The sequence below is a fragment of the Achromobacter sp. SIMBA_011 genome, from assembly GCF_046535435.1.
In the GTDB taxonomy this organism is placed as follows: Bacteria; Pseudomonadota; Gammaproteobacteria; order Burkholderiales; family Burkholderiaceae_B; genus Achromobacter; species Achromobacter dolens.
Genome location: NZ_JAWRWN010000001.1, coordinates 1,292,550 through 1,318,963 on the forward strand (window position 1 = coordinate 1,292,550; position 26,414 = coordinate 1,318,963).

The following is a 26,414-nucleotide window of genomic DNA, read 5'->3' on the forward strand; positions in this document are numbered from 1 at the left end:
GTCTCCTTCAATGGTCCATGACCATCGCGAGCGGCACGACCTGATAGTCGAGCTGCGCCCAGGTCATGGACAGATCACGTTGCAGGGCAAGGATTTGCAGCCGGGCATCCAACTGGGCCCGTCTGGCGCCATAGACATCGGCCAGCGCGCCGCTGCCGCCCTGATAGGCGGCCAGGGCCAGTTGCGCGGTCCGTGCCGCGGCCGGCAGCAGGGTCTGTTTCAGGTTTTCCAGTCGACGCCGCCCGCTGGCCAGGGTCTCGGCCAGTGCCTGCGTGTCCGCCTGTACCTGGCGCAGGGTGTCCTCGTATGCATACCGCGCCTTGTTGCCGAGCGCGGCCTTTTGCGCGACCTCGCGGTCTTCCACGTTGGCGTGGTTGAACGTCAAGGGGATGCTCACGCCGACGGACACGTAGCGCGAAGCGCGGCTGCCTTGCAGGTACGACACATTCCAGGTCCAGTTCGGGGCGCGGTTGGCGTCGGCCAGCGCGGTATCGGTTTCGGCCACCTTGATGGCGTGCGCCGCTTCGATCAGGCTGGGCTGCATTTGCCGCAGTTGGTCGAGGGTGAACGTCTCGACCGCCGACCGGGGCGGTGGCGGTTCACCCGCCACGTCCGTGACCGGACGCGCGGTCCAGCGCGAGAGCCGCACCAGCGCCGTGCGCCATTGCTGTTCGGCCAGCAGCAGTTGGTCCTGGGCCTGGCCGAGCAGGGCTTGCGCGCGGGTGACGTCCGCCGCGCCGGATTTGGCGCCCTGCAACGAGGCGCCAGCAGCCGCCAGCTCGCGCCGAGTCTGGTCGACCCATTCTCGTTGCAGCGCCACCGCTTTTTTTGCATACGCGGCATCGAGCCAGGCTTGCGCGGCGCGTTGTCGAAGGCTCGCCACCTGGCTCAGATAGGCGGTCTTTTCGTGATCCACCATGGCATCGGCCTGGGCGGACTGCAATCGGCGCTTTGCCGCCGATACCCATTCCTGCTCGACTCCGATGCGGCGCATGCTCAGCATGTCCTGGGTGGCCGAGAAGCGGTCGGGACCGTTGACGGGCAGGTTGTCGATGCCGGCGGATAGCATCGGGTTGGGCAGTTGACCGGCCTTGACGGCCGCCTGGACGCTGGCCTCTACCGAGGATCGGGCTGCCTGGCTGGCGGGGGAGTCCGTGGCCGCCAGGCGAACCGCGTCATCGAGTGTGACGGCCGTAACCTGGCCGTAGGCCAGTCCGTGGCCAAGGATCAGGCTGGCGAATAGGCCATGCAGGCGCAACCAGCCCCGCCGCGCAAGCAGCGTGGAAAACATTGAAGGCATCTTTCGACTCCATAGTGGAGCGCCACGCGCGTGCGCGGGCGCTCGTCCGGAACCCGGACGTCGTCACCCCTTGCGGGGGTGTCTTGGAACGATGGAGTTAGCTGACGCGGGGAGGCCGCCAGAAGTCGTCCAGGCGCTGGACGATCAGGGGCTCGGCGTAGGCGAACGTGACCGGACTGGCGAGTCCGGCATGTCGATACGCTGTGGGAGCGGGGGTGGGATGATAGAGGCTGCCCAGTTGACACTGGGTGGTCATCTTGCAGGAAGGATGGCCATGGCCGTCATCCGGGGTAGCGGATTGCGTCATGGTGGCGCAGTCCGGCATGTCGGCCATCGGCGCACAGTCGGGCGTGTCGGCCATGCCGGCCTGCATTGCATAGGCGCCCGTCATGCCGCTGGCTGCCAGCCCCGCGAAGGGCAGCATCAGGCACAGCATCAGGACGAGGAGCCGGCGCAGGACGGTCATGCGCGAAAGTATAGCGGCTCGCTATCGATCTTTCACCCTCTCGCTCGATGCGCCGGCGTTCCCGCCTCACACCGCGGCGAAGTCCGTCGAGCGCGCCAGGGCCTGCCAGGTCTCGGTTTCGCGGGCAACGTAGGCCAGCTTCTCGGCGATGGCGGCCAGGGTGTCGCTGCCCAGCGGCAGGCGCAGCGGCGGTTCGGCGGCGTTGGCCAGTTCGACCATGGCCGCGGCGAGCCGGACGGGATCGCCAGGCTGCTGGTGGTTCAGATCGACGGCTCTCCTGCGCACCTGGCCTGACGTGGCCGCATAGTCGGCGATCTCGCCCGGGGCCACGACCAGCGATGTGGCGTCCAGGAAGTCGGTGCGGAAATAGCCGGGCTCGACCACGGTGGCGTGGATGCCCAGCGGCGCGAGCTCGTCATGCAAGGCCTCGGTCAGTCCCTCCACGGCGAATTTGGTCGAGCAGTAAGCGCCGAAGCCGGCCCCCGAGCGGAAGCCGCCGATTGACGAGATATTGATGACGTGGCCGGCGCGGCGCTCGCGCATGGCGGGCAGCGCCGCGCGGGTCACGTTGAGCAGGCCGAAGACGTTGGTGTCATACATGCGGCGCACGTCGGCGTCGCTCGATTCTTCCACCGCGCCCAACAGGCCGAAGCCGGCGTTGTTGACGAGCACGTCGATGCGGCCGAAGGCCTGCAGCGCGGCGGCGACCGCGGCCTGCGCCTGTTCGGGGCGGGTCACGTCCAGCGCGACCGCCCGCAGGCCGGGCGCCTGGCCCAGGCGTTCCGTGATGGCGGCGGGGTTGCGGCCGGCGGCGACCACGGCGTTGCCGTCGGCCAGGGCGGCTTCGGCGATCAGCGCGCCCAAGCCGCGCGAGGCGCCGGTGATGAACCAGACTTTCTTGAAATCCGTCGGGGTGTTCATGCGTTTCTCCAATCAGGGGGAAGGGGTGAACGCATGGTAGAGAGCGGTGGGTGTTCCGAATAGACGCTATTCAATAGAATGATAATCAACGTTTATTTGCTAATTGGCCGCTCCGACCGGCTGGGGGATCCGCCATGAACGAAGTCCGCGCCCTGACCATTTTCGTGCGCACCGCGATGCTCGGCAGCCTGCGCAAGGCCGCCGTGGACCAGGGCATTTCGCCACAGGCGGCGAGCCACGCGGTGATGCAACTGGAGAAATCGCTGGGCGTGCAACTGCTGCGTCGGACCACGCGCAAGCTGAGCCTGACCGAGGAGGGGCGGCGGCTGCTCGACAACGCCAGCCCGGCCCTGGGCCTGCTGTCGGCGGCGCTGGCGGACGCGCGGCGCGCCAGCGACGAGATCAGCGGTCCGCTGCGCATCAGCGCGCCGCGGGCGTTGATCCACTGCATGCTGTGGCAGTACGTGCTGGCGTTCGCGCGGGAATATCCCGGCGTGCAGCTCGATGTGCATTTCGATGATCGCCTCACCGATCTGGTCGGCGACCGGGCCGACGTGGGCTTTCGCGGCGGCTCGCTGCCGGCGGCGGGCACGGTGGCGCGACGGCTGGTGCCGATCCAGTTGCTGGTCTGCGCAGCGCCCGACTACCTGGCGCGCCACGGCGCGCCGACGAATATCGATGACTTGGCGCGACATCGGTGCACGGGCTTTGTCCACGCCAACACGGGCAAGCTGGCGCCGTGGGCGTTCCAGGTCGATGGCGAGCAGGTCTACCGCGAGATCACGCCGGCGCTTTGCATGAACGACATCGACGCCGAGGCCCAGACCGTGCTGGCGGGCGAGGCCATCGGCCAGTTGGGCAGTTTCACGGCGGTGCCGCACATCCGCGCCGGCCGGCTGGTGCCGCTGTTGCTGCGGCACGCGGTGGATCTCGAGGGCATCTATCTGTACTACGGTCGCCGCACCGAACAGCCGCTGCGGGTGCGGACGTTCGTGGATTTCATGGTCAGGCGGCTGGAAGGGAACCGGCAGTTCTTCCTGGGGCCCGACGAGCTGCGATAGAGCGGGGTCGGCGGGCTCAAGTCCGCCGCAGGTCGTCTTCCAGCATCGCCAGCACACCGATGATCAGCGCCTGCATGCCCTGATCGAGTTCCGCTTCCATCTCGGCTTCCTCGGCCGCGCGCGCCGCGTCGACCACCGGTTCCAAGCCAGCCACCGAATACACCGTGTCGGCGACCGCCATGCAATGGAACGCCACGGTCGCCAGCAGCATGCGCGCCTGTTCCCGGGAAATGCCGTAGGCGTGGGCGATGTGGCGCTGGTGCCCCTCGATCTTGGCGATCATGGATGGCGTGGCTGCCAGCCGCCGGATCACATAAGGCGTCACGCCCGGATGCGCCTTGACGAACTCGCGCACCGACGCGGTGAATACCGTCAGGTATTCCTTCAGGCCGCCACGGTCGCTGCTGCTCGCTTGCGGGATCTGCCAGCGCTTGAAGATCTCCTCGGCGATCAGGCGTTTGAGCTCCTCAAGGCTCGGCACGTGCTTGTAGAGCGCCATGTGGCTGACGCCCAGCGCCGCGGCGACGCCGACGAAGGTGAGGTTGGGCAAGCCCATCGCAATGCCGGCGTCGGCGATCCGCTCCAGGGTGATGGTGGGCGGGCGGCCCCGCGCCGGGCGGCGCTCTGACGGGTTCATGTCTGGTCCTCGATGGTGACGGCCTATCCGTCACTTTAACCTGCCCGCAATTATTTAGTTTATCGGTATGCAACTAATTCAGGATTTAGTTTATAGTCATGCAAATAATTATCACCACCATCTGGGTAGTCCGATTTCATGAGCACGTCCGTAGTCGCCGCGGCCAGACCTGGCCCGCTCAGGCAAGTGTTGTCTCCGATACGCGGGCAACTGATCGCCGCGGCGGTACTGGCGTCGCTGGGCACCATGCTCACGTTGGTGCCGCTGGCGGGCGTGACGCACATCGCCCAACTGCTGCTGGCGGGCCTCGATGCGGTGGATGCCTCCCAGGCGTCGCGGCGGGCCGAACTCTGGTGGGTGGCGGGGGCCAGCGTGGCCAGCCTGTTCTCCGGCATGGCGCTGGTGTCCGCCGGCGAGCTGACCGCGCATCTGGCCGACAACCGCATTACGCATCACCTGCGCCTGGCCGTGGCGCGGCGGCTGGCGCAGGCGCCGCTGGGCTGGTTCACCGGCCGGGCGTCGGGCGAGGTCAAGCAGGCGATGCAGGACGACATCGCCACGCTGCACAGCCTGACCGCGCATTTCTACACGGCAGTGGGCCGCGCGGCGGGCGCCATCGGGCTGTCGGTCATCTACCTGTTCGCGCTGGACTGGCGCATGGCGCTGGCGGCGTTGCTGCCGTTTCCGGGGTTCTTCCTGTTCCTGCGCCGCGCCATGAAGGCCGGCGGCGCCGAGATGCAGACCTTCATCACCCGACTCGAGCGACTGAACGGCGCGACCGTCGAGTTCGTCGGCGGGATGCCGGTGGTGAAGGCGTTCAGCGCCAGCGGCAAGGCGCATCGCGGCTACCACGAGGCCGTGGACGGACTCGCCGAGGCCTTCAGCCGTTTCACCCGACCGCTTGTGGCGGCGATGGCCCACGCGCACGCCATGATCGCCCCGGTCACGGTGCTGGGGGTGGCGCTGGCCAGCGGCGCCCTGTTTGTCGGCCTGGGCTGGATCGCGCCGGTGGAGGTGTTGCCGTTCGCGCTGGTGGCGCCGGGCATTTGCGCGCCGGTGTTGCTGCTGCATACGCTGCTGCACGACCTGGGCAGCGCCACGGCCGCCGCGCAACGCGTGCTGGCATTGCTGGAGACGCCAGTGCTGGCGGCGCCGGCGCCCGGCCACGGCGCGACGCCGGCGGGCCACGAGGTGCGCTTCGAGAACGTGGCCTATGCCTATGACGGAAAGCGCCAGGCGTTGTCGGGCATCAGCTTCACGCTGGAGCCGGGCACCGTGACGGCCATCGTTGGCGCCTCGGGCGCGGGCAAGTCGACGCTGGCGCGGCTGCTGCTGCGCTTCTTCGACCCGACCGCGGGGCGCATCACACTGGGCGGAGTGGATCTGCGACAGATCGAGACCGGGCAACTGTACCGGCGCGTCGGGTTCGTGCTGCAGGAAGTGCGGCTGATCCACGCCAGCGTGCATGACAACATCGCGCTGGGCCGGCCGGCGGCCAGCCGCCACGAGGTGGAGGCGGCCGCGCGCGCCGCCAACATCCATGAACGCATCCTGGCGCTGCCGCGCGGCTATGACTCGATGGTCGGCGAGGACGCCCAACTGTCGGGCGGGGAGCGCCAGCGCGTGAGCATCGCGCGCGCCGTGTTGCTCGACGCGCCGGTGCTGGTGTGCGACGAAGCCACGGCGGCGGCCGATGCCGGCAACGAGGTGGCGATCCAGGAGGCGCTGTCGCGTTTCACGCAAGGGCGCACGCTGATGGTGATCGCCCATCGGCTGGATACGGTGATGCACGCCGACCGCATTCTGGTCCTGGAGGACGGGGCCATCGTCGAGCAGGGCCGGCACGACGCGCTGCTGGCGTTGGGCGGCCGTTATGCCCGGCTGTGGGCGATGGGCGACTATGACAAGGCGGCGGAACCGGCGGGGGCGTCATGCTGAAGACGTTCCTGTTGTTGCTGGGCAATGAGGCGTCCGTGCTGCGGCGCTATGCCGGGATGGCTGTCGCCTATGGCGTGCTGTGCGGGCTGGCCATCGCCTCGCTGGTCCCGGTGCTGATCCATCTGCTCGACGGCGACGTGCGGCGGGTGGCGCCTTGGCTGGCGCTGCTCGCGGGCGAGGTGGCGGTTTGCTGGCTGTTGCGGCGCCAGGTGGAGCGGGCGGGCGTGCGCGTGGGGGTGGCCATCCTGCAAAGCGGCCGCCACCGTCTGGGCGAGCACGTGGCGCGGCTGCCGGTGGGATGGTTCACGCCGGCGAACACGGCGCGTCTGGGGCATGTGGTCACGCAGGGCATGATGGCCGTGGCGCAGCTTCCCGCGCACGTGTTCACGCCGGTGCTCACCGGAATCGTGACGCCGATGGTGCTGGTCGTGGCGCTGTTCGCGCAGCACTGGTTGCTGGGTGTGATCGCGCTGCTGGCGCTGCCGTTGCTGGCCGGCGTCCTGGCATTGACGGCCGCTATGTCGCGTCGGGCGGACGGCGCTTTCCATCGCAGTTTTGCCGCGGCCAGCCAGCGCGTGGTGGAGTTCGCCCAGGCGCAGTCCGTGCTGCGCGCGTTCAATGGCGACGGCGGCGGCTTGCGCTTGCTGGAGCAGGCGGTCGAACGCCAGCGCCAGGCCGGCGCGCGGTTGATCTGGTTATCGGCGGGGGCGGCCGTCCTGAATGCCTGGGCCGCGCAGGCGGCATTCGCCGCCATGCTGATGGCGGCGGTGTGGTGGGCCAACGATCTCGCCGGCGGCCCGTTGGCGCCTGGCGCGGTCGCGTCGGTCATTGTCTCGTTGGTGCTGGCGGCCCGCTACGTCGACGCGCTGCTGGAAGTGGCGGGGTATGGCGAAGTGCTGCGCGGCGCGCGCGGCCAGCTCGACGCCATCGCGGCGCTGTTCGCGGTGCGGCCGCTGCCGGAGCCCGAGACGCCGCGGGCGCCGCGCGATGGCGCGATTGAACTTCGCGAGGTGGACTTCCGCTATGCGCCGGAGGAACCGGACGTGTTGCGCGGGGTGACGCTGCGTATCGCGCCGGGCAGCATGGTCGCCCTGATCGGCGAGTCTGGTTCCGGCAAGACCACGCTGGCGCGGCTGATCGCCCGCTTCTTCGACGTGACCGCGGGCAGCGTCAGCGTGGGCGGCGTGGATGTGAGACAGATCGCCAGCGCGCGCCTGGCCGGCCATATCCGCCAGATCTTCCAGGACAACTATCTGTTTTCGGGCAGCATCGCCGACAACATCCGCGTCGGCAAACCGGACGCCAGCGACGCCGAGGTCATGGAGGCCGCGCGGCAGTCGGGGGTGGCCGGAATCGCCGAGCGCCTGCCGCAAGGCCTGGACACGATGGTGGGCGAGGGCGGCGCGCGCCTGTCGGGGGGCGAGCGCCAGCGTGTCGCCATCGCCCGCGCACTGATCCGCCCAGCGCCGATCCTGCTGGTGGACGAGGCAACCGCGGCGCTGGATGCGCAGAATCAGAACGTCGTCACCGAGGCGCTGGCGCGGCTGCGCGGTCGTTGCACGCTGGTAGTGATTGCCCATCAATTGTCCACGGTGGCGATGGCCGACCAGATCGTGGTGCTGGAAGCGGGCCGCATCGTCGAGCAGGGAGCGCCCGCGTCGCTGCGCGCGAGCCAGGGGCGCTATGCGCGATTCCTGGCGCAGCGCCGGTCCGCCAAGGGCTGGCGCATCGCCGCCGCGGCGCTGGACGAGGTGGGCGACTGATGCGCGCGGGGCTGGTCGGCGTGTTCGTCGCGCTGTGCGGCGCGTCACTGCTGGTAGGCGCGAGGCAGATGGCGTGGTCGCAGGCGTTGTCGCTGTCGGGCGACGCCTGGCTGACGCTGACGGCGAGCCGGCTGCCGCGCCTGGCGGCGCTGGTGCTGACGGGCGTGGGGCTGTCGGTTTGCGGGGTGATCCTGCAACACGTGGTGCGCAACAAGTTCGTCGAGCCCGCCACCTCGGGCGGGCTGGACGCCGCCAAGTTCGGCATCCTGGTATCGCTGACGCTGGCGCCCGCCGCCGGCGCGACCGTACGGATGCTCTTCGCGCTGGCGTTCTGCCTGGCCGCCAGCCTGCTCTTCGTGGCGATCGTGCGCCGGGTGAAGTTCAAGAACACCGTGCTGGTGCCGGTGATCGGCCTGATGTACGGCGGCGTGCTGAGCGCGCTGGCCGAGTTCCATGCGTATCGTCACAACATCCTGCAGAGTATGCAAGGGTGGATGCTGGGCGATTTTTCCCGGATCGTGCAGGGGAACTACGAGATCATCTACCTGATCCTGCCGATCGTCGCGCTGACGTATCTGTATGCGCACCGTTTCACTGTGCTGGGCATGGGAGAGGGCATGGCGTCGAGCCTGGGGCTGAACTATGGCGCCACCGTGGCGCTGGGGCTGATGCTGGTGGCCGTGACGGTGTCCGCCACGGTCATCACGGTCGGCGCGATTCCCTTCGTCGGCCTGGTGGTGCCGAATCTGGTGGCGCTGCATTACGGCGATAGCCTGAGCCGCACCCTGCCGGTGGTGGCGCTGGGCGGCGCGTCGCTGCTGCTGGCATGCGACGTGCTCGGGCGCCTGCTGATCCACCCGTTCGAAGTGCCCATCGGCCTGACCGCGGGCGGGTTGGGCGGCCTGCTGTTCCTGGCGCTGATCTTCTGGAAACATCGATGACGCGCCTGGCTTCGCGGCACCTGGCCTGGATGCTTGTCATCGCCCTGGCGCTGGCGTTCCTGTTCCTGGGCGCCGACTTCGATTTCGACTACGTCATCCCCAAGCGGCTGGCGCGGCTGGCGGCCATGCTGATCGGCGGCGTGGCCATCGCCTGGTCGTCGATCGTGTTCCAGACGCTGACGGGCAATCGCATCCTGACGCCGGCCGTCATGGGCTACGAGGCGGTCTACCTGTTGCTGCAATCGCTGCTGGTGCTGGGGCTGGGCGCGCAGAGCCTGGTGCTGTTGGGGGCGCACGGCAACTTCTTCCTGTCCGTGGCGGTGATGCTGGGCTATTCGTGGCTGATCCATCGCGGGCTGTTCAGCCAGCGGCGGCAGAACGTCCATTTCCTGTTGTTGGCGGGGCTGGTGCTGACGATGGTGATCGGCACCTTCACGCAGTTCGCGCAACTCAAGACCAGCCCCGGCGAGTTCTCGATCCTGATGGGTTTTTCGCAGGCGTCGTTCAATAAGATCGAGCCGGCGCAGTTGCTGGTGTCAGGGCTGCTGGTGGCGGGCGTGTGCCTGGCGGGCCTGAAGACTCTCCCGACACTGGACGTGATGTCGCTGGGGCGGGATCAGGCGATGTCGCTGGGCGTGGATTATCCGCGCCAGGTGCGGAGGAATCTGGCGCGGATCGCCACGCTGGTCGCGGTGTCGACCAGCCTGCTGGGGCCCACGGCGTTCATGGGCATCTTCGTCGCCAACATGGCCTATGCCCTGGCGCGCACGCGCCGGCATCGGGTCACGCTGCCCACCGGCTGCGCCATTGCGATCGGCCTGTTCCTGCTGGCCCAGTTGGCGGTGGAGCATCTCTTCAACTACCGGACCACCGTCGGCATCCTGGTCAACCTGGCGTGCGGCGCGTGGTTCCTCGCGCTGATGGCCCGGGCGCGGGGCACAGCATGATTACCGTCAAGCATCTTTCCAGACACTATGGCGCGCGCGCCGTGTTGTCCGACGTCAGCGCGCAGTTTCCGGCGGGGCGGCTGACCTCGCTGATCGGCCCCAATGGCGCGGGCAAGACGACCTTGTTGATGATGATTGGGCGGCTGCTGGCGCCGACGCGGGGCGAGATACTGATTGAAGGCTGCGACGTGTCGGACATCCGCGTCGGCGACTACGCCCGGCGCGTGGCCACGCTGCGCCAGTCTCCCGATTTCAACCTGCGCCTGACGGTCGAGGAGCTGGTCGCGTTCGGCCGTTTCCCCTACAGCCGGGGGGCGCTGACGCCTGCGGACCGGCGCGTGATCGACGAGGCCATCGCGTTCCTGTCGCTGCAGCCGCTGCGCCAGGCCTATCTCGACGAACTGAGCGGCGGGCAGCGGCAGATGGCGTTCCTGGCCATGACCATCGCCCAGCAGACCGACTGCCTGCTGCTCGACGAGCCGCTGAACAACCTCGACATCAAGCACGCCGTGCAGATCATGCGGGCGCTGCGCCGCCTGTGCGACAGGCACGGCCGCACCGTCATCCTGGTGGTGCACGACATCAACTTCGCGGCCAGTTATTCCGACCACATCGTCGCCATGAAAGACGGCGCCGTGCATTGCGCCGGCACGGTGGCGCAGGTCGTGACCGAGGACCGCTTGCGGGAACTGTATGGGCTGGATTTCGAGATCACGCACGGCGCGCGCGGCCGCCTGTGCAACTACTTCAACCCATCGGGAGAATTGACATGAACGGCAAGCACAGGACCTGGGCGTTTGCCCTGCTGGTGGCCGCCGCGATCGCGGTGCAGGGCTGCGGCCAGGAAACGGCGCCAGCGCCCAATGGGGCGCAACCGTCGCCGTCGTCCGGCGCGGAGGCGCGGCCGGCCTATGCCGCCATCACGGTGCGGCACAAGCTCGGCGTCACCGTCATCGACAGGCAGCCCGAGCGCGTGGTGGCGCTGGATATGAACGAGGTCGACTTCCTGGACCTGCTGGGCGTGCCCGTGGCCGGCATGCCCAAGGACTTCGTGCCGCACTTCCTGGCCAGGTACCGGGACGCGCCGCACGTGCGGGACACGGGCGCGATCGTGCAACCCAACCTGGAGCGGGTGCACGCGGCCAGGCCCGACCTGATCCTGATCACGTCCCTGCAGGCCAGCCACTACAAGGAACTGAGCCAGATCGCGCCGACGATCCATTTCGACGTGGATTACCGCGACAGCCAGGTCAATCACATCGAGGTCGTCAAGGACCACCTGCTGACGCTGGGACGGATCTTCGGCAAGGAAGACCTGGCGCGCCAGCAGGCGGCCGGGCTGGACGAGAAGGTCCAGCAGGCCCGGCGCCTGATCCAGGACCGCCCCGAGAAGGCGCTGATCGTGCTGCACAACAACGGCGCTTTCACGTCCTTCGGCCCACAGTCGCGCTACGGATTCGTCTTCGACGCGCTAGGCGTGAAGCCGGCCGGTCCGATGGCGGAGGCCGGCCTGCATGGCCAGCCGATCTCCAGCGAATTCATCCAGCAGGCAAATCCCGACGTGATCTACGTGGTGGATCGCACCGCCGTGATGGAACGCCGGCCCGCGCTGACCGCCGGGACGCTGGGCAACCCGTTGCTGCGCGCGACGTCCGCCTGGAAGCACGGCCGCGTGGTCTTTGCCGACGCCGAGGCCTGGTATGTCACGGCCGCCAGCGTGAATTCGCTGCGGATCGTGATCGACGACGTGATGAAGGGTTACCGGGACTGACCCGGTCGACCGGCGCTTCGGCGCTAACGGTTTTATTGATTAACGATTCCCATTCTCTTCATTGTTTTCATTCTTGATTATGAAGCCGATGAAGGGCAAGCCACGCTCAACCGAACGGAGCATTCCATGAACACACGTCGCCATCGCGGCCGCGCCGCGCGTCCCGCATCGCATGCCAGGACCGCCTTTTCCCTCAACGGCCTGACCGCGGCCCTGTTCGGCCTGACGGCCGGCGCCGCCCTGATCGCGGCCCCCTCCGCGCAGGCGCAGCAGGCCGCCGATAACCGAACCCGCGTCAGCGAGACGGCGTCGCAGGCGCAACCGGACCAGGCCGTCGCCGGGGTCAGGACGCTGCCGGCGGCACGGGTCACGGGGCAGTCCGAGGAGCCCGCCTCGCCCTATGCCGGCGGCCAGGTCACTTACGGCGGTCGTGCCGGCTTCCTGGGCGAGCGGGACTTCATGAGCACGCCGTTCTCGGTCATCAGCTATACCGACAAGTACATCCAGGACCTGCAGGCCCAGGACATCACCGACGTGATCGCCCGGACCGACCCGTCGGTGTTCAGCAACGGCGTCACCGGCGCCTGGAGCGAGAATTACTCGATCCGCGGCTTCAGCTCCAGCACCACCGATATCTCCTTCGGCGGGCTGTTCGGCATGGCGCCGTACTATCGCACCACGCCGGAAATGTTCGAGCGCATCGAGGTGCTGAAGGGGCCGTCGGCCCTGCTCAACGGCATGCCGCCGGGCGGCTCGGTGGGGGGCACGGTCAACCTGGTGCCCAAGCGCGCCGGCGATGAGCCATTGACGCGCCTGACCGCGACCTACATGTCGGACGCGCAGTTCGGCGGCCACCTGGACATGGGACGCCGCTTCGGCGAGGACAAGCAGTTCGGCATCCGCTTCAACGGCGTCTATCGCGACGGCGCCGGCGCGATCAAGGACCAGGACAAGAAGGCGCAACTGGCCGCCGTGGGGCTGGACTGGCGCAGCGAGCGCGTGCGCGTGTCGGCGGATCTGTACGACAGCGACGAGCGCGTGGACGGAGTGACCCGCGGCATCAATCTGGCGCCGGGCGTGGCCGTGCCCAAGCCGCCCAAGGCCGATACCTTGCTGAACCCCGACTGGGCGTATGTGCACAACCGCGATCGCGGCGCGATGGTGCGCGGCGAAGTCGACGTCAGCGACAACCTGATGGCATACGCCGCGATCGGCGCCAGCCGGTCCGAATACACCTATAACGGCGCCATCTCGGCCCAGGTGCTAAACGCCGCGGGCGATCTGCGCACCACCATCGGCCAATTGAACATGCGCATCAGGAAGACCACCGGGGAGGCCGGCGTCAAAGGCACGCTGCAGACGGGCGGCATCAAGCATCAGTGGGTGCTGAACGCCACCTACTACACCGATACCGAACGCGACTACGGCCGCCGCTCGGTGCCGGGCGCGGACTGGACCACCAATATCTACAAGCCGGTCTGGGGGCCGGAGGTCAGTGGCGTCTGGCCGGCGATCCTGCATACCGAAACGCGCCTGATCAGCTACGGCCTGGCGGACACGTTGTCGTTCGCCGAGGACCGGCTGCAGTTGACGCTGGGCGCGCGTCGCCAGGAAGTGCGTTCGGACACCTTCAATGTCGCCACGGGCGCGCGCACCAGCCGCTATGACGCCAGCGCGACCACGCCGGCGGCGGCGATCCTGTTCAAGGCCACCGACAATGTCTCGCTCTACGCCAACTACATCGAGGGGCTGAGCAAGGGCCAGACGGCGCCAGCCACCGCCGCCAACGCCGGCGAGCTGTTCGCGCCCTACAAGACCAAGCAGAAGGAGGCCGGCATCAAGGTCGATTTCGGTGACTTCACCCATACCCTCGGCGTGTTCGAGATCACGCGGCCGAGCAGCTACACCAATCCCGTCACCAATGTGTTTTCGTTCGGCGGCGAACAGCGCAACCGCGGCGTGGAGTGGGGCTTCTTCGGCGAACCGCTGCGCGGCGTGCGCCTGATGGGCGGCGTGGCGTACATCGATCCGAAGGTCACGAAGGCCGCGCTGGCCGTCAACGAGGGCAGGCAGGCGACCGGCGTGCCCAAGCTGCAAGGCAAGCTGGGCATCGAGTGGGATGTGCCGGCCGTGCACGGGCTGACGCTGACCGCCAACGCGACCGCCGTGTCCAAGCAATACATCAGCGCGGACAATTCGCTGTCGGTGCCCGGCCGCGCCACCTATGACGTCGGCGCGCGTTACGCCACCAGGGTGGCCGACCGCCCGCTCACCCTGCGGGCCAGCGTCAACAACCTGACCAACAAGGCATATTGGGGCATGCCGCAGTTGTCGAGCCTGGCGCTGGGCGCGCCGCGCACCTTCATGCTGTCGGCATCGATGGACTTCTGACGATGGCGAGCCGCCGGCCCGCGGCGGCGTTGCGGGCCGGTATCGCCTATTGGCAACGCTGCGGCACTTTGCGCAGGGACTCCGTGTAGCCGAGCGCGGCGACGCGGTCGGCCAACTGCGCGTAGGCGTCATCGCTCAGGCATGGCGTGCGCGCCATGATCCACACGTAATCGCGCTTGGAGCGGCCGATGATGGTGGTCTGGTAGGCGTCGTCCAGGTAGGCGATGACGTATTCCGCCTGGATCGGCCAGATGAACTGCATGCCCCAGACCGCGTTGCCGGTGTCCGGCCGCACCGTGGCCACCGGGTGCATGGTGCTGACCTCGGCGTCGAAACTGCCCTTGCGGTAACGGAAATCGGTCTGGATCCGGCCGTCCGGCAGCGGCCGGTAGCTTTCGACGGCATCGTAGGCGTTGCGTTCGGGCCAACTGGGGATGTGCGCGATGACGTACCAGTCGCCCATGAAACGCGGCAGATCGACATGGGCCACGGGCGGCATGGGCGCGGGCCCGGCGCAGCCCGCCAGCAGGCCCATCGCGGCAACACACAGGGCGCGCAACATGGCGGTCTCCTCAGGGACGGGTGAACCGGTAGTGGGCGACGCCCCATTGCTGGCCGTGGTCGTAGTCGAACAATTCGGCGCAGGCCATCCAGAACATGCGCCAGCGCTGATGCCACAGCGGCGCCAACTGCGGGCCGTAGGCCTGTTCCAGCACCGCCCGGGCCTGCGCGGCGCGGGCGTCCTGGTTGGCCAGCCAGTGGTTGGCCGTGCGCGCGTAGTGCGTGCCATCGAGAAACCACTTTTCCTGCAGTTGCAGGTCGCGCTGGAAATGCAGCAGCGTGTCGGCCGCCGGCATGATGCCGCCGGTGAAAAAGTGGCGTCCCATCCAGTTGCCGGCGCCTTCGGTCTCGAACGGATAGGCGCGCTCGCGGTGCGCGAAGATGTGCACGAACAGCTTGCCGCCGGGCCGCAGCCATTGGCCGATGCGCGCCAGCAGGTCCTGGTAGTTGCGCATGTGCTCGAACATTTCCACCGAGACGCAGCGGTCGTAGGCGGCGCCGGGCAACGACAGCGCGTTGACGTCGCAGGTGATGACCCGCACGTGCTCCCAGCCGCGTTCGCGGCAGCGCGCCTCGATATGCTGGCGCTGGGTGGCCGAGTTGGACACGGCGGTGATGCGGGCGTTGGGAAACTGTTCGGCCATCCACAGGGTCAGCGAACCCCAGCCGCACCCCAGCTCCAGGATGTCCTGGCCGTCGGCCAGCTCGGCGCGCTCGCCATACAGGCGCAGCATGGCGGCTTCGGCCTGGTCCAGCGTTTCGGCGCCGGTCGGGTACAGGCAGCCGGAATATTTCATGCGGGCGCCCAGGCAGAGCTGGAAGAACGCGGTGGGCAGTTCATAGTGCTGCGCGTTGGCGGCGTCGGTGTGGATGGCCACCGGGCTGGTGCGCAGGCGCGCGATCAGGGCCTGGTCGCGGGCGGTCCAGGCCTCGATGCCGCCGGCGTACTCGGCCGTCAGGCGTTCGGCGCACAGGCGCCGGATGCCCAGGCGCAGCAGCGCGTCGGGCACCAGGCCGCGTTCGGCCAGGCCGAGCAGGCCGGGCGCGGGGCGGTCGGTGGCGAGCGGGAGGTCATTCAGGCTGGCGGTCGTCATGGCGTGCCTCGTCAGGATTTGGGGAACCACGGGAAGAAGGCCGAGGTGCGGCGCTGATACTCGCGGTAGTCGTCGCCGCGAGTGCGCAGGGCCTGCTGCTCGGTGAAGGGAATGCCGCTGATCCAGCGCAGGAAGACGTACATCAGCGCGGGGCCCAGCCACGCCAGCCAGTTCAGGGGCGAGCCCCAGGCCAGCGCGACGTAGCCGAACCAATGGCACCATTCGAAGAAATAGTTGGGATGCCGTGAATAGCGCCACAGGCCGTCGCGGCAGGTCCGGCCGCGATGGGCCGGATCGTCGCGAAAGCGGTCGAGCTGGCGGTCGGCGATGACTTCACCGGCCAGCGCCGCCAGCCAGATCGCCAGGCCCAGCGCGACGGGCAGGCCGCGCGCGGGGCTCACGCCCACGGCCAGGAAGGGCAGGCTGAACAGCATCACCAGGCCGGCCTGGAACATGAACAGGCCGAAGAACTTGCCTTGATGGCCCGCCCAGTATTCGCGCAGCGCGCGGTAGCGTCCATCCTCGCCATGCCGGACCCTGCGCCACAGGTGCCAGGCCAGCCGCAGCGACCAGACGCCGGCCATCGCGGCCAGGCTGGCCCTGGGTGCCCAGTCGCCTTGGCCGGTGGCGGCGATCAGCAAGGCGCTGGCGCCCAGGCCCGCGGCCCAGACCACGTCGACGATGCCCGCGTTGGCGTGGCGGCGCTGCCAGCTCCAGGCCAACGTCATGGCGATGACCATGACGGCGGCGATGATCAGCCATTGCGACAGGGGATTCATGCGGCCTCCCGCGTCCAGCGTTGCGCGCGGCGCGTCAGCGCCGGCAGGATCAGCCCCCAGCCCAGTGCCAGCGCCGCGGTCGCGCGCCAGGCGGGCGCCTCGAACTGCACCGCCTGCCAGCCGCGCGCGGCGCCCCAGTAGGCGAGCGGCCCGCCGATGGCGCCGAAAGCAAAGGCCAGCCAGCGGCGCGGCCGCAGGTAGGCCAGTGAATGGTTCAGCGTCAGCGCGAAGGCCGCCCACAGCGCCAGGATCCAGCGTGGCGCGGGCCAGGCGTCGGCGGCGTAGACCGCCCAGCCCAACGCGGACAGCGCACCGTCGAGCAGGCAACCGCACAGCAACGCGGCGGCGGCCAGCTTCAGGTCGGCGCGCCACTCGGCCGAGCAGGCCAGTTGCGCGGCAATGAAGACCAGGGCCGAGACCACGCCCGGCCACGCCAGGCCGCGGCCCGCGCCGATGACGGCGCTGAACCAGACAAGCTGGTAGCCGAGCAGGTTGGCCCAGAAGCGCATCACACGCCCGCCTGGACCCAGCGCTCGCCGTCGCCGCGGGCGCCGGGAGGGGTCAGCAACAGGTGCGAGACGCCGATCGAGCGTTCGCGAAAGCCGCCTTCGCAGTAGGCCAGGTAGAACTCCCACAGGCGGCAGAAGCGGCTGTCGAAGCCCTGTTCCCGCACCTCGGGCAGGTGCGCCAGGAAGCGGTGGCGCCAGGCTTGCAGGGTGCGGGCGTACGACAGGCCGAAATCCTCCAGGTGTACGAGGGCGAGGTCGCAGGCGCGCGTCTTGGCCCGCAGCATCGCTTCGATCGAGGGGATGAAGCTGCCAGGAAAGATATGGCGCTTGATGAAATCCACCTCGCCCAGCGCCTGCTGGTAGCGATGGTCTTCGATGGTGATGGCCTGGATCAACGCGCGCCCGTGCGGCGCGAGCAGGTCGGCGACCTTGGCGAAATAGGTCTCGAGATATTGCGCGCCGATCGCCTCGATCATCTCGATCGACACCAGCTTGTCGTAGCGGCCTTGCAGGTCGCGGTAGTCCTGCAGCACCACGCTGACGCGATCGTCCAGGCCCACGGCGCGCACCCGCGCCAGCGCCAGCGCGTGCTGTTCGCGCGAGATGGTGGCGGTGGTGACGTGGCAGCCGTAGTGGCGCGCGGCGTGGATGGCGAATCCGCCCCAGCCGCTGCCGATTTCGACGACCCGGTCGCCCGGGCCGAGTTCCAGCTTGCGGCAGATGGTGTCCAGCTTGCGCCGCGAGGCCTCTTCCAGCGTGTCGTCGGCGCCGGCCCACAGCGCCGACGAGTACATCAGGTCCGGCGACAGGAACAGCGAGAAGAAATCGTTGCCCAGGTCGTAGTGGGCGGCGATGTTGCGGCGGCTGCCTTCGTGGGTGTTGCGGTTGCCGGCATGCCAGCGCTTGAGCGCCCAGCCGGCCACGCGCGCCAGCCCCGATTCCATGCCGTCCAGCGTGTCGCGGTTGCGCACCAGCAGGCGCACCAGGGCGACCAGATCGTCGCAGGTCCACAGGCCGTCGCCGTACGCTTCGCCCGCGCCGACGCTGCCCTGGGTGGCCACCAGGCGGTAGAAGGCCATGTCGCGGATGGTCAGGCGCACCACCGGCTCGCCGTCGCCCAGCGTGACGCTGCCCAGGCTGTCCTCGATGGCCAGCCGGCCGCTGGTGATCGTCGAGAGACGGGCGAACAGGCGTCTGCGCAGCAGGCGCTCCAGCGCTCCGGGCGGACGGGTCCCCGCGATGGCGGCATGTTCGGACGGCGTCATGGCTTTCATTGTGGTTCTCCGTTGGGCGTGCGGGGATGGTCGTAGATCGGGTTGCGTTTGAGCCAGAGGCGCAGGGCCTGCCAGTGGATGCCGCCGATGACCTGCAGGGTCATCAAGGGAAAGCGCCACAGCAGGCGCGCCAGCGCAGCGCCGTCGAGTTCGCGGCGTTGCAGGCGCAGGTTGGCGTCGAATTGCGGCTGGCCCTGGCGGTTGACGCGCATGTGCACCCGCAGATCCTCGCCCGGGGCGTTGAAGCGCCAGTCATAGATGCAGTCCATGGGCATGAAGGGGGAGACGTGAAAGCGTTTGTCGAAGCGCCAGGCCATGGCGTCGCCACGTCGCTCGGCCTGCGCGACCGGCAGGACGACGCAATGCCGTTGTTTCCATGGGGTGTTCGTGATCTCCGCCAGGATCGCGGCCAGGGTCACGCCGTCGGCTTCGTAGCAGTAGTAGAAGCTGACCGGGTTGAAGACATAGCCGGCGTAGCGCGGATGGGCCAGCAGTCGGATCGGCCCGGCGGGCGCCTCGCCCAGGCGCGCTCGCAGCCTGGCCCGCACCGCCTGCGCCAGCGGCTGCCCCGCCTCGCCATCCAGATAATCGCTGCGGCGCCATTCGGCCAGGTTGGGCCGGTCCACCGACCACAGCCAGCGGCGCTGGAACACCTGGTCGATTTCGTCCAGGTCCAGGTACAGTTGCGCCATGCGGTAGCTGAAACCATGCGCGTGCGGCACGTGGCGCCTGTGCGTCACGCGGCCTTCGTAGAGGGCGCTGTGGCCGTTCATGCCGCCACCGCGGATAAGGCCGCGGCCTGCGATTGGATGCCCCGGACCACGTCCAGCGCGCTGGCCACGCCGTCCTCGTGAAAGCCCCAGCCCCAATAGGCGCCCGCGTACCAGCAGCGGTGGTGGCCCGAGATCTCGTCGCGGCGCGCCTGGGCGGCCACGGACGCGAGGGTGTAAACGGGATGGTGGTAGCGCATGCGGGCCAGCACCTGCGTCGGATCGATGGCTTCGCTGCGATTGAGCGTGACGATGAAGGGGCGGCGCGATTGCAGGCCTTGCAAGAGGTTCATGCAGTAGCTGACCGAACACGGCGCCGACGGGTCGGCCGGCACGTAGGCATTCCACGCCGCCCAGGCCTTGGGGTGGCGTGGCAGCAGGCGCGCGTCGGTGTGCAGCACGACGTCATTGTGCTGATACGTGATCGCGCCGAGCACCTCGCGCTCGGCCGCGCTGGGCGCGGCCAGCAGCTTCAGGGCCTGGTCGCTGTGGCAGGCGAACACCACCTGGTCGTAGCGCGGCCGACCCTCGCACGAGGCCAGCGTGACGCCGTCCGCCTGGCGCGTGACCTGGTACACCGGGCAGTTCAGTCGCACCCGCACGTTCCAGCGTTCGCGCAGGGCGCGGATGTAGCTGCTGGACCCGCCCTGCACCACGCGCCATTGGGGGCGCGCATCGACTTGCAGCATCTGGTGGTTGGCCATGAACTGCACCAGATAACGCGCCGGGAATTCGAGAATGCGCGCGGCGGGCGATGACCACAGCGCCGACGCCATCGGGATCAGGTGGTCGGCCTGGAATGCCTGGCCGTAGCGGTGCCGCGCCAGGTACTCGCCCAGCGTCGGGCCGGGCTCGTCGCCGGCCAGCAGGGCCGGGGCTTCGCGGTAGAAGCGCAACAGGTCGCGCACCATGCCCAGAAAGCGCGGCGACAGCAGGTTGCGGCGCTGGCAGAACAGGGTGTCGAGCGAGGTCGCGTTGTATTCCAGGCGGCCGGCCTCCTGGTGCACCGAGAAGCTCATGGTGGTGGGCTGCGAGCGCACGCCCAGCTCCTCCAGCATCGCCGTGAAGTGCGGATAGTTGACAGGGTTGTGCACGATGAAGCCGCTGTCCACCGCATAGCGGCGGCCGTCCTGCTCGACGTCGTGGGTGTGCGTGTGGCCGCCCAGGTAGTCGTTGGCCTCGTACAGGGTCACGTCATGGTCCTGGCCCAGCTTCCAGGCGCAGACCAGTCCCGCGATGCCCGAACCGATGATGGCGATGCGCATGGTCATTCCTTGGCGCGCGCCAGCACCCAGGCCGGCACGGGTTTCAGGTCCCAGATCAGGCCAGCGGCCGCCAGCAGGCGCAGGCCGTACCAGGTGAGGTCGATTTCCCGGGCGCGAAAGCCCTGGCGCGCCGAACCGGGATAGAAGTGGTGGTTGTTGTGCCAGCCTTCGCCGAAGGTCAATAGCGCCAGCCAGGCGTTGTTGCGGCTATCGTCGGCGGTGTCGTAGCGGCGCTTGCCGTAGCGGTGCGCCAGTGAATTGATGGTGACGGTCGCATGGAACAGCGCCACCGTCGAGATGAAGAAGCCCCACACCAGCATCTGCGGCCCGCTGGTGCCCAGGCCGGGCGCCAGGCGCGCGAGCGCGGCGCCCAGGGCATAGCTCAGCAGCGCCAGCGCGATGGGCACGGCGGCGTCGAAGCGGTCCAGCCAGCGCAGTTCGCGGTAGCGGCGCAGGTCCGGCACGCGCGCCAGGTCGGTGGCGAAGGCGCGCGGCGTCAGGAACCAGCCCATGTGGCTCCACCAGAAACCGTGGCGGGCCGGCGAGTGCAGATCCTGTTCGTCGTCGGCGTGGCGGTGATGGTGGCGGTGGTGCGCCGCCCACCACAACGGGCCGCGCTGGGCGCACGAAGCGCCGAGAATGGCGAAAACCAACTGCATGGCGCGCGAGGTGCGGAAGGTGCGGTGCGAGAAATAGCGGTGGTAGAAGCCGGTCAGGGCGAACATGCGCACGGCGTAGAGCGCCACCGCCACGGCCACCGCCACCGGCGAAACGCCGGTCCATGCGACGCCCAGGCAGCCAACGTGCAGCAGCGCGAAGGGCAGGGCGCGGGTCCAGTCGATGCGGTCGGGCGGGCCGGCGGGCGCGCCCGCCGCCTGGGTATCGACCCAACGGCGTATCGAAGTGGTCCAGTGAGAGGGTTCAGGGCGCATCATCGTGTCCTGTTCGAGGCTTGCGGGGATATACGGGCGGGGCGGGCGGACGGATGCATAAGTGAAAACCCTTAGTCGCACCGGCCCGTCAACGGCGTGGCCGCCGCGGCGTCCATGTCCTGCTGGGTGGGCGGGGCCAGTTCGGCGTCGGCGGGGAATTCGATGCGCACGGTCTGCGTGCCGCCGTTGCCGTCGCGCAGGTTGCTGGGGCCTTCGAAGCGGCGCAGGCGTCGGCTGTCGCGGTCGTAGGTCACGCGCAGCGGCGGCGCGGCGAAACCGTACCAGGCATCCAGCCGCAGCCGGAATACGCGCTCGCGCCGTTCGGGCACGTCGCGCGCCTGGACTTCCAGCGGCATCAGGGCCAATCGGCTGGGCACCAGGAACTGCAAGGGGCGGTCGGGTGAGTCCCAGTGCGCGCGCAGCCAGACGTCGAAGCCGGCGTCGATCACCGGGTCTTCGGCCTGCGGCAGCGCCTGGCTGCGCGTGGTCGCGCTGGCGCGCGCCTGCACGTAGGCGTGGCGCACGCCGCCGCGGCTGCTGACGCCTTCGCGGTAGCCGTCGCGCTGGTCCAGCAGGGCGAAATCGGGCGCGGGATCATCCACGCCGCCGCGCACCCATTTGCGGGCGAAGGCGGCGCCGTCCGGACAGCGATACAGCACCAGCCGGGTCTGCCGCGAGCCGTCCCTGACGACCCAGTGCTCCTCGCGGTAGCGCTCGGCGCCGCCGTGCTGGGCATAGGCGTAGCCCAGGTAGTGTTCGTTGGCCGCCTGGGCGCCAAGCGGCGCCAGCGGCAGGATCAGGGCGAGCAGCAGCGATGGGCGCATGTCATTCTCCCGGGGCGGAGCAGGGACGGGTCACGAACGCGGCCATGTCGTCCAGCACCGGCGCGCGCCAGCGCAAGGGCCGCGCCAGCGCGCCCACCAGCAGTTTGTGGCCGAGGTCGGGATACTCGACCAGGCGCGCGCAGGCGCCAGCGGCGCGCAGGGCGCGCGCCAGGCCGGCGCTGTTGCGCCGCGGGTCCACCGCGGTGTCGGCGCCGCCGGTCAGCAGCAGGCCCGGCGGGGCGTCGGCGCTGACGTGGCGGATCGGTTGCGAGTCGGCCGGCGTATCGGGAAACCGGAACACCGGCCGCACGTCACGCGCGACGATCGGCAGGAAGTCGTAGGGGCCCGCCAGGCCGATCCAGCCGGCCAGCGAGCCCGGCGCGGAGCCGGCATCGCGCAGCCAGCGCGGATCCAGGGCCAGCATGGCGGCGATGTAGCCGCCGGCGCTGTGGCCGGCCACGAACACCCGGCCCGGGTCGCCGCCATAGGCATCGATATGCCGTTGCGTCCACGCCACCGCCAGCGCCGCGTCCTGCAGGAACGCCGGGTAGGTAGCCTCCGGATAGAGGCGGTAGTCGGCGATGACGGCGATGATGCCGCGCGAGGCCAGCGCGTCGCCCGCGAAGCGGTAGTCGGCGCGTTCGCCGCTGCGCCAACTGCCGCCGTAGAAGAACACCACCACCGGCGCGCCGGCGGCGTCCAGCGGCGCATGGATGTCCAGGCGCTGGCGCGGCAGCGGGCCATAGGCCAGCCCGGACGTGGCGCGGCTGGCGCCGTCGGGCACGGCGCCGTTGAGCAGGGTCAGGGGCGAGCAGGCGGCCAGCAGGCCTAGCGCCAGGCTGGCCAGCAGCAGTATCTCGAGCAGGCCGCGCTGGCCCGGGCCGATCCAGGAAGACATGGGGTGCTCCGCAACGGGGACACCCCTCTATACGGGCACGGGCCCGCGTTGGATGCGGCTCAGATCTTCAGCACGTCGCCGCTCATGATGACCGGCCCGGTGGGCGCGCCGGTGGGCGAGCCGCCCGGCGGCTCCAGCGTGATGGCAAGTTGCTGGACGCCGGCCAGGCCCTGGGCGCGGCGCAGCGCGGTCAGGCCTTCGGGCGACACCAGCCCGACCGACTGCGGCGCCTGCCCGGGCGGAATGGCCCAGAGTTCCAGGGACTTGCCGCCGGCGCGCGTCGCCAGGTTCTGCAGCGCGTGGATGTGCAGGCCGCCGGCTTCGTCGGCGCGCACCACCAGCATGGCTTGCGCCTCGGGGCTTTGCAGCACGGCCATCAGTTGCGCCCGGGCGGCGCGGTCCACCTGCATGGGATAGATGACGACGCCGGCCACCAGCAAGGCGGCCAGCGCGCCGCTGGCGACGCGCCAGAACGCCAGGCCGCGCCACCAGGGCGCCGCGCCCGGGTGCAGGCGGGATTGGATCGCGCGCCAGACGCGGCGCGGGGGCGTCCTGCCGGGCAGCGACCAGAGCAGGGGGTAGATGTCGTCTTCCCAGCCCCGCACCTGCCGGCGCAGATTGGCGTCGGCGGCCATCAGGCCCTCGAAGCGGCGGCGGGCGCCGCCGCGCATGGCGCCCGAGACGTAGTCGGCCGCCAGCCGGGCGCGCAATTGCGGATCGCGGTAGTTCATGACAGGCACCTCTTGAGCCGTTCCATGCCGCGCCGCACCCAGCTCTTGATCGTGCCCAGCGGCGCCTGCAGGCGGCGGGCGATCTCGCCGTGGCTCAGGTCGTCGAAAAAGGACAGCGCGATGGCCGTGCGCTGCTGGCCTTCCAGTTGCTTGAGGCAGTCGGCCAGGCGCCGGGCATCCTGGTCGGACTGCAGGCGCTCGAAGGGGCCGGGCGCGTCATCCGCCCAGGCCAGCGTCAGTTCGCCGTCGGCGTCCGGGCGCTCCAGGTCGGGCCTGCGCAGCAGGTCGATACAGCGGTTGCGCACGATGCGGGTCATCCAGGTCATGACTTGGCTCTGTTCCGAAGAATAGCGGGCGGCGTTGCGCCAGATATTGATGAAGCTGTCCTGGAGGACTTCTTCCGCCCAGTCGCTTCGTCGCAATATACGGACGGCAAGGGCAAACAGATGCGGGGACGTTTGACGATAGAGTTCGGCCAGCGCGGATTCCTGGCCGCGCGCGCAGTCTTGTATCAGGGCCTTCAGACGTATGGGGTCGGGCATGACGGGTATCCGGGGTCACATGGGGTGCGGCCGCAGAATGCGCGGAATGGGCGCCACGGCGGGACGCGCCGCGGCACCATCCGACATACTACCGAAAACTCCGGCCTCGTTGCGCGGTCTGGCCCTTGCCGGTCACGTCATCCATTGCGTGAGGCCGCTCAGCCAGCAGCCGGCGCCATCGCCCCGCGCTCGTAGCTGGATTGCCGACGGGGAGCCCATGGCCACGCCCTGGCGCACCGTGCAGACCTGGCCGGCGGGGATGGCGCCGGTCTTGTCCAGATAGCCCCACAATGCCGCCGCCGCGATGCCGGTGGCGGCGTCCTCGGGATAGCCGGAAGCCTTCGGAAACTGCCGCGCGCTGGCGCCGTCGGCCGTCAATGCGTAGGGGTACAGGCCGGTCGAGCCGATGGCCTCGCACAAGCCGCGCATCGCATCGAAGTCGGGGGCCAGCGCGTCCAGCGCGGCCGCGTCGGGCATCCGCACCAGGGTTTTGACGCGGCTGGTGCTGGCATTGACCATGTGCAGGCCCGGCAGCGCCGGATCGATGCGCAGCACGGCCGCGACGGCGCGGCACTGGTCTGGCGTCAGCGCGCGGGTGGTCGCGGCGGGTTGCGAGACCCAGGCCCGATCGCCGGCCTCGTCCCATTCGACGTCCACGCTGCCGCTCAGGGTCTGGACCCGCGTGGCGGGCGTGCGCCAGTGCCCCCATTGCCGCAGCGCCCAGAGCGTGCCGACGGTGGCGTGGCCGCACATCTCCATTTCATGGCCGGGCACGAAGAAGCGCAGCCGGCACAGGTGGCCATCGCGATCGGCCGGCGCCACGAAGGACGATTCGTGGCCGTGGCGCGCGGCCAGGGCCTGCATGTCGGCGGCCGTCATGCCGAGCGCGTCGAGCACCAGCGGCACGGGGTTGCCGCCGCGTCCGGCGTGGGCGGGATCGACGAAGACGCGCAGCAGGGCGGCCGAGCCGGCGGCCGGCGGGGCGGGCGCGCGGGGGGAGGGAAGGTCAGTCAAACTGGACTCCGAGGGTGGTGATGAGCTCGCCCCAGAAGGCGAGGTCGTGGGAGACGGTGTGGGCCAGCGCGTCGGCCGTGTCCGGGTGCACGTCGACGCCCTTGGCCGCCAGGTCCGCCGCGATGGCCGGATCGCGCAGCACCGTGTTCAGGGCAAGGTTCATCTTCTGCACGATGGCAGGCGGCGTGCCTTTCGGGAAAGCCAGGCCGTACCACAGCGATTGCGTGTAGGCGGGCATGCCTTGCGCGGCGAACGTCGGCACGTTCGGCAGGATCGGGGTGGCGGCGGTGGTGGCCACGGCGACCAGCTTGCCGCTCTGCACGAAGGGCGCCAGGCCCACGGGGTTGTCGAACATGATGTCGACCTGGCCGCCGATCAGGTCGGTGTAGGCGGGCGCCGCGCCGCGGTAGGGCACGTGGGTCAGGTCCAGGCGCTCGTCTTTCTTGAACATCTCGCCCAGCAGGTGCGACACGGTGCCGGCGCCCACCGAGGCATAGGTGACGCTGCGGCCCTTGAGTGCCGCGACCAGCGCGGGCAGGGTGGTGGCCTTCAGGGCCGGCTGCGCGGCCAGCACGTAGGGCGAGGTGCCGATGAAGCCGACGTAGTCGAAATCGTGGGCCGGCTTGTACGGCAGATTCCTGTACAGGCTGGCGCTGAGCGCGACCGTGCTGGTGGTGACCGCGACGGCGGTATAGCCGTCGGGCCTGGCGCGCGCGGCCTGGCCGGTGCCCACCGTGCCGCCGGCGCCGCCGGCGTTCTGGATGATGACGGTCTGCCGCAATTGGCGCGTCAACGCCGGCTGCAGGGTGCGCACCACCAGGTCGGTGCCGCCGCCGGCCGGGAACGGCACGATCAGCGTGATCGGTTTGTCAGGCCAGGCCGGTTCGGCCGCCGCGGCGGCGAGCGGCAGGGCCAGGGGGGCGAAGGACAACAGGGCGAGCGGCAATGCGCGGATCATGGACATCCCCTTGTATAGGTTGAACGCCCCGATCGTAGGGGGGCGGCCCGCGCGCGGGCGAACCACGGCGCGACAGGGGCCGATCCCGCACACGACAGCGGCCCGGCGGCGCGGACGCCGGGCTTGC

General features: G+C 69.5%; 26 protein-coding genes. 8 read left to right on the forward strand and 18 right to left on the reverse strand.

Features of this window, described 5'->3' with window-relative positions:
• Positions 1–7: 7 nt before the first annotated feature.
• The 3 genes from SB816_RS05980 to SB816_RS05990 form a co-directional block, all read right to left on the reverse strand.
• Entirely contained in the window at positions 8–1,300 is a 1,293-nt protein-coding gene (locus SB816_RS05980) for a TolC family protein (protein WP_269872163.1), read from the reverse strand.
• A gap of 97 nt (positions 1,301–1,397) precedes the next feature.
• Positions 1,398–1,736: a hypothetical protein gene (locus SB816_RS05985; protein WP_269872164.1), complete on the reverse strand. Its 339-nt coding sequence runs from the start codon at positions 1,734–1,736 to the stop codon at positions 1,398–1,400.
• 96 nt (positions 1,737–1,832) lie between these two features.
• Complete coding sequence (locus SB816_RS05990; protein ID WP_054500737.1) at positions 1,833–2,687, reverse strand: oxidoreductase; 855 nt, start codon at positions 2,685–2,687, stop codon at positions 1,833–1,835.
• A gap of 134 nt (positions 2,688–2,821) precedes the next feature.
• Here SB816_RS05990 and SB816_RS05995 point away from each other — a divergent pair, with 134 nt between their 5' ends.
• The gene (locus SB816_RS05995) at positions 2,822–3,748 is read left to right on the forward strand and encodes a LysR family transcriptional regulator (RefSeq protein ID WP_054500738.1); all 927 of its coding nucleotides are present in this window, start codon (positions 2,822–2,824) and stop codon (positions 3,746–3,748) included.
• Between the two features lie 16 nt (positions 3,749–3,764).
• Here the strand turns inward: SB816_RS05995 and SB816_RS06000 are convergent, their stop codons facing one another.
• Positions 3,765–4,385 carry a TetR/AcrR family transcriptional regulator gene (locus SB816_RS06000; protein ID WP_054500739.1) on the reverse strand — a complete coding sequence of 207 codons (621 nt, stop codon included), beginning with the start codon at positions 4,383–4,385 and terminating at the stop codon, positions 3,765–3,767.
• Positions 4,386–4,523: 138 nt separating this feature from the next.
• Between SB816_RS06000 and SB816_RS06005 the strand changes: the two genes are divergently transcribed.
• The 7 genes from SB816_RS06005 (at position 4,524) to SB816_RS06035 (ending at position 14,136) form a co-directional block, all read left to right on the forward strand.
• Positions 4,524–6,323, forward strand: a complete 1,800-nt coding sequence (locus tag SB816_RS06005) for an ABC transporter ATP-binding protein (protein WP_410546623.1) — start codon at positions 4,524–4,526, stop codon at positions 6,321–6,323.
• On the forward strand, positions 6,317–8,086 hold the full coding sequence (locus SB816_RS06010; RefSeq protein WP_410546624.1) for an ABC transporter ATP-binding protein: 1,770 nt from the start codon (positions 6,317–6,319) through the stop codon (positions 8,084–8,086). The genes SB816_RS06005 and SB816_RS06010 overlap by 7 nt, the downstream gene beginning before the upstream one ends.
• Positions 8,086–9,027, forward strand: a complete 942-nt coding sequence (locus SB816_RS06015; protein WP_410546625.1) for an ABC transporter permease — start codon at positions 8,086–8,088, stop codon at positions 9,025–9,027. Before SB816_RS06010 ends, SB816_RS06015 begins: the two co-directional genes overlap by 1 nt.
• A complete protein-coding gene (locus SB816_RS06020) occupies positions 9,024–9,974 on the forward strand; it encodes an iron chelate uptake ABC transporter family permease subunit (protein ID WP_175142666.1) in 951 nt (316 codons plus the stop codon). The genes SB816_RS06015 and SB816_RS06020 overlap by 4 nt, the downstream gene beginning before the upstream one ends.
• Complete coding sequence (locus tag SB816_RS06025; RefSeq protein WP_410546626.1) at positions 9,971–10,747, forward strand: ABC transporter ATP-binding protein; 777 nt, start codon at positions 9,971–9,973, stop codon at positions 10,745–10,747. The genes SB816_RS06020 and SB816_RS06025 overlap by 4 nt, the downstream gene beginning before the upstream one ends.
• A complete protein-coding gene (locus SB816_RS06030) occupies positions 10,744–11,745 on the forward strand; it encodes a siderophore ABC transporter substrate-binding protein (protein WP_343718543.1) in 1,002 nt (333 codons plus the stop codon). Before SB816_RS06025 ends, SB816_RS06030 begins: the two co-directional genes overlap by 4 nt.
• 126 nt (positions 11,746–11,871) lie before the next feature.
• A complete protein-coding gene (locus SB816_RS06035) occupies positions 11,872–14,136 on the forward strand; it encodes a TonB-dependent receptor (protein ID WP_410546627.1) in 2,265 nt (754 codons plus the stop codon).
• Between the two features lie 46 nt (positions 14,137–14,182).
• On the opposite strand, the gene SB816_RS06040 is transcribed toward SB816_RS06035, so the two are convergent.
• The 14 genes from SB816_RS06040 to SB816_RS06105 form a co-directional block, all read right to left on the reverse strand.
• On the reverse strand, positions 14,183–14,698 hold the full coding sequence (locus SB816_RS06040) for a lipocalin family protein (RefSeq protein WP_054500747.1): 516 nt from the start codon (positions 14,696–14,698) through the stop codon (positions 14,183–14,185).
• A gap of 10 nt (positions 14,699–14,708) precedes the next feature.
• On the reverse strand, positions 14,709–15,791 hold the full coding sequence (locus SB816_RS06045) for an SAM-dependent methyltransferase (RefSeq protein ID WP_116793733.1): 1,083 nt from the start codon (positions 15,789–15,791) through the stop codon (positions 14,709–14,711).
• An 11-nt stretch (positions 15,792–15,802) separates the two neighbouring features.
• The gene (locus SB816_RS06050; RefSeq protein ID WP_047991839.1) at positions 15,803–16,570 is read right to left on the reverse strand and encodes a DUF1295 domain-containing protein; all 768 of its coding nucleotides are present in this window, start codon (positions 16,568–16,570) and stop codon (positions 15,803–15,805) included.
• A complete protein-coding gene (locus SB816_RS06055) occupies positions 16,567–17,079 on the reverse strand; it encodes a DUF2878 domain-containing protein (protein WP_269872254.1) in 513 nt (170 codons plus the stop codon). The genes SB816_RS06050 and SB816_RS06055 overlap by 4 nt, the downstream gene beginning before the upstream one ends.
• The gene (locus SB816_RS06060) at positions 17,079–18,353 is read right to left on the reverse strand and encodes a cyclopropane-fatty-acyl-phospholipid synthase family protein (RefSeq protein ID WP_336234845.1); all 1,275 of its coding nucleotides are present in this window, start codon (positions 18,351–18,353) and stop codon (positions 17,079–17,081) included. Before SB816_RS06060 ends, SB816_RS06055 begins: the two co-directional genes overlap by 1 nt.
• Positions 18,350–19,126 carry a DUF1365 domain-containing protein gene (locus SB816_RS06065; protein ID WP_410546628.1) on the reverse strand — a complete coding sequence of 259 codons (777 nt, stop codon included), beginning with the start codon at positions 19,124–19,126 and terminating at the stop codon, positions 18,350–18,352. The genes SB816_RS06060 and SB816_RS06065 overlap by 4 nt, the downstream gene beginning before the upstream one ends.
• Positions 19,123–20,388, reverse strand: coding sequence for an NAD(P)/FAD-dependent oxidoreductase (locus SB816_RS06070; RefSeq protein ID WP_054500752.1), 1,266 nt, complete (start codon positions 20,386–20,388; stop codon positions 19,123–19,125). The genes SB816_RS06065 and SB816_RS06070 overlap by 4 nt, the downstream gene beginning before the upstream one ends.
• Positions 20,389–20,390: 2 nt before the next feature.
• Complete coding sequence (locus tag SB816_RS06075) at positions 20,391–21,320, reverse strand: acyl-CoA desaturase (RefSeq protein ID WP_410546629.1); 930 nt, start codon at positions 21,318–21,320, stop codon at positions 20,391–20,393.
• 71 nt (positions 21,321–21,391) lie between these two features.
• The gene (locus SB816_RS06080) at positions 21,392–22,144 is read right to left on the reverse strand and encodes a hypothetical protein (protein ID WP_410546630.1); all 753 of its coding nucleotides are present in this window, start codon (positions 22,142–22,144) and stop codon (positions 21,392–21,394) included.
• A 1-nt stretch (position 22,145) separates the two neighbouring features.
• Positions 22,146–23,042, reverse strand: coding sequence for an alpha/beta hydrolase (locus tag SB816_RS06085; RefSeq protein WP_175142662.1), 897 nt, complete (start codon positions 23,040–23,042; stop codon positions 22,146–22,148).
• 59 nt (positions 23,043–23,101) lie between these two features.
• Positions 23,102–23,773: an anti-sigma factor domain-containing protein gene (locus tag SB816_RS06090; RefSeq protein ID WP_054500755.1), complete on the reverse strand. Its 672-nt coding sequence runs from the start codon at positions 23,771–23,773 to the stop codon at positions 23,102–23,104.
• Complete coding sequence (locus tag SB816_RS06095) at positions 23,770–24,315, reverse strand: RNA polymerase sigma factor (protein ID WP_054500756.1); 546 nt, start codon at positions 24,313–24,315, stop codon at positions 23,770–23,772. Before SB816_RS06095 ends, SB816_RS06090 begins: the two co-directional genes overlap by 4 nt.
• A 132-nt stretch (positions 24,316–24,447) precedes the next feature.
• Entirely contained in the window at positions 24,448–25,329 is an 882-nt protein-coding gene (locus SB816_RS06100; protein WP_410546631.1) for a PhzF family phenazine biosynthesis protein, read from the reverse strand.
• Positions 25,322–26,287: a Bug family tripartite tricarboxylate transporter substrate binding protein gene (locus tag SB816_RS06105; protein ID WP_410546632.1), complete on the reverse strand. Its 966-nt coding sequence runs from the start codon at positions 26,285–26,287 to the stop codon at positions 25,322–25,324. The genes SB816_RS06100 and SB816_RS06105 overlap by 8 nt, the downstream gene beginning before the upstream one ends.
• Positions 26,288–26,414 lie beyond the last annotated feature (127 nt).

Bases quoted from the DNA above. Each gene is read 5' to 3' on its own strand.
- SB816_RS06085 (WP_175142662.1), bottom strand. From the start codon at position 23,042: ATGTCTTCCTGGATCGGCCCGGGCCAGCGCGGCCTGCTCGAGATACTG.
- SB816_RS06060 (WP_336234845.1), bottom strand. From the start codon at position 18,353: ATGAAAGCCATGACGCCGTCCGAACATGCCGCCATCGCGGGGACCCGT.
- SB816_RS06080 (WP_410546630.1), bottom strand. From the start codon at position 22,144: ATGCGCCCATCGCTGCTGCTCGCCCTGATCCTGCCGCTGGCGCCGCTT.
- SB816_RS06075 (WP_410546629.1), bottom strand. From the start codon at position 21,320: ATGCGCCCTGAACCCTCTCACTGGACCACTTCGATACGCCGTTGGGTC.
- SB816_RS06105 (WP_410546632.1), bottom strand. From the start codon at position 26,287: ATGATCCGCGCATTGCCGCTCGCCCTGTTGTCCTTCGCCCCCCTGGCC.
- SB816_RS05985 (WP_269872164.1), bottom strand. From the start codon at position 1,736: ATGCTGTGCCTGATGCTGCCCTTCGCGGGGCTGGCAGCCAGCGGCATG.
- SB816_RS06070 (WP_054500752.1), bottom strand. From the start codon at position 20,388: ATGCGCATCGCCATCATCGGTTCGGGCATCGCGGGACTGGTCTGCGCC.
- SB816_RS06095 (WP_054500756.1), bottom strand. From the start codon at position 24,315: ATGCCCGACCCCATACGTCTGAAGGCCCTGATACAAGACTGCGCGCGC.
- SB816_RS06040 (WP_054500747.1), bottom strand. From the start codon at position 14,698: ATGTTGCGCGCCCTGTGTGTTGCCGCGATGGGCCTGCTGGCGGGCTGC.
- SB816_RS06025 (WP_410546626.1), top strand. From the start codon at position 9,971: ATGATTACCGTCAAGCATCTTTCCAGACACTATGGCGCGCGCGCCGTG.
- SB816_RS06030 (WP_343718543.1), top strand. From the start codon at position 10,744: ATGAACGGCAAGCACAGGACCTGGGCGTTTGCCCTGCTGGTGGCCGCC.
- SB816_RS05990 (WP_054500737.1), bottom strand. From the start codon at position 2,687: ATGAACACCCCGACGGATTTCAAGAAAGTCTGGTTCATCACCGGCGCC.
- SB816_RS05980 (WP_269872163.1), bottom strand. From the start codon at position 1,300: ATGCCTTCAATGTTTTCCACGCTGCTTGCGCGGCGGGGCTGGTTGCGC.
- SB816_RS06005 (WP_410546623.1), top strand. From the start codon at position 4,524: ATGAGCACGTCCGTAGTCGCCGCGGCCAGACCTGGCCCGCTCAGGCAA.
- SB816_RS06020 (WP_175142666.1), top strand. From the start codon at position 9,024: ATGACGCGCCTGGCTTCGCGGCACCTGGCCTGGATGCTTGTCATCGCC.
- SB816_RS06090 (WP_054500755.1), bottom strand. From the start codon at position 23,773: ATGAACTACCGCGATCCGCAATTGCGCGCCCGGCTGGCGGCCGACTAC.
- SB816_RS06015 (WP_410546625.1), top strand. From the start codon at position 8,086: ATGCGCGCGGGGCTGGTCGGCGTGTTCGTCGCGCTGTGCGGCGCGTCA.
- SB816_RS05995 (WP_054500738.1), top strand. From the start codon at position 2,822: ATGAACGAAGTCCGCGCCCTGACCATTTTCGTGCGCACCGCGATGCTC.
- SB816_RS06055 (WP_269872254.1), bottom strand. From the start codon at position 17,079: ATGCGCTTCTGGGCCAACCTGCTCGGCTACCAGCTTGTCTGGTTCAGC.
- SB816_RS06065 (WP_410546628.1), bottom strand. From the start codon at position 19,126: ATGAACGGCCACAGCGCCCTCTACGAAGGCCGCGTGACGCACAGGCGC.
- SB816_RS06050 (WP_047991839.1), bottom strand. From the start codon at position 16,570: ATGAATCCCCTGTCGCAATGGCTGATCATCGCCGCCGTCATGGTCATC.
- SB816_RS06045 (WP_116793733.1), bottom strand. From the start codon at position 15,791: ATGACGACCGCCAGCCTGAATGACCTCCCGCTCGCCACCGACCGCCCC.
- SB816_RS06000 (WP_054500739.1), bottom strand. From the start codon at position 4,385: ATGAACCCGTCAGAGCGCCGCCCGGCGCGGGGCCGCCCGCCCACCATC.
- SB816_RS06010 (WP_410546624.1), top strand. From the start codon at position 6,317: ATGCTGAAGACGTTCCTGTTGTTGCTGGGCAATGAGGCGTCCGTGCTG.
- SB816_RS06035 (WP_410546627.1), top strand. From the start codon at position 11,872: ATGAACACACGTCGCCATCGCGGCCGCGCCGCGCGTCCCGCATCGCAT.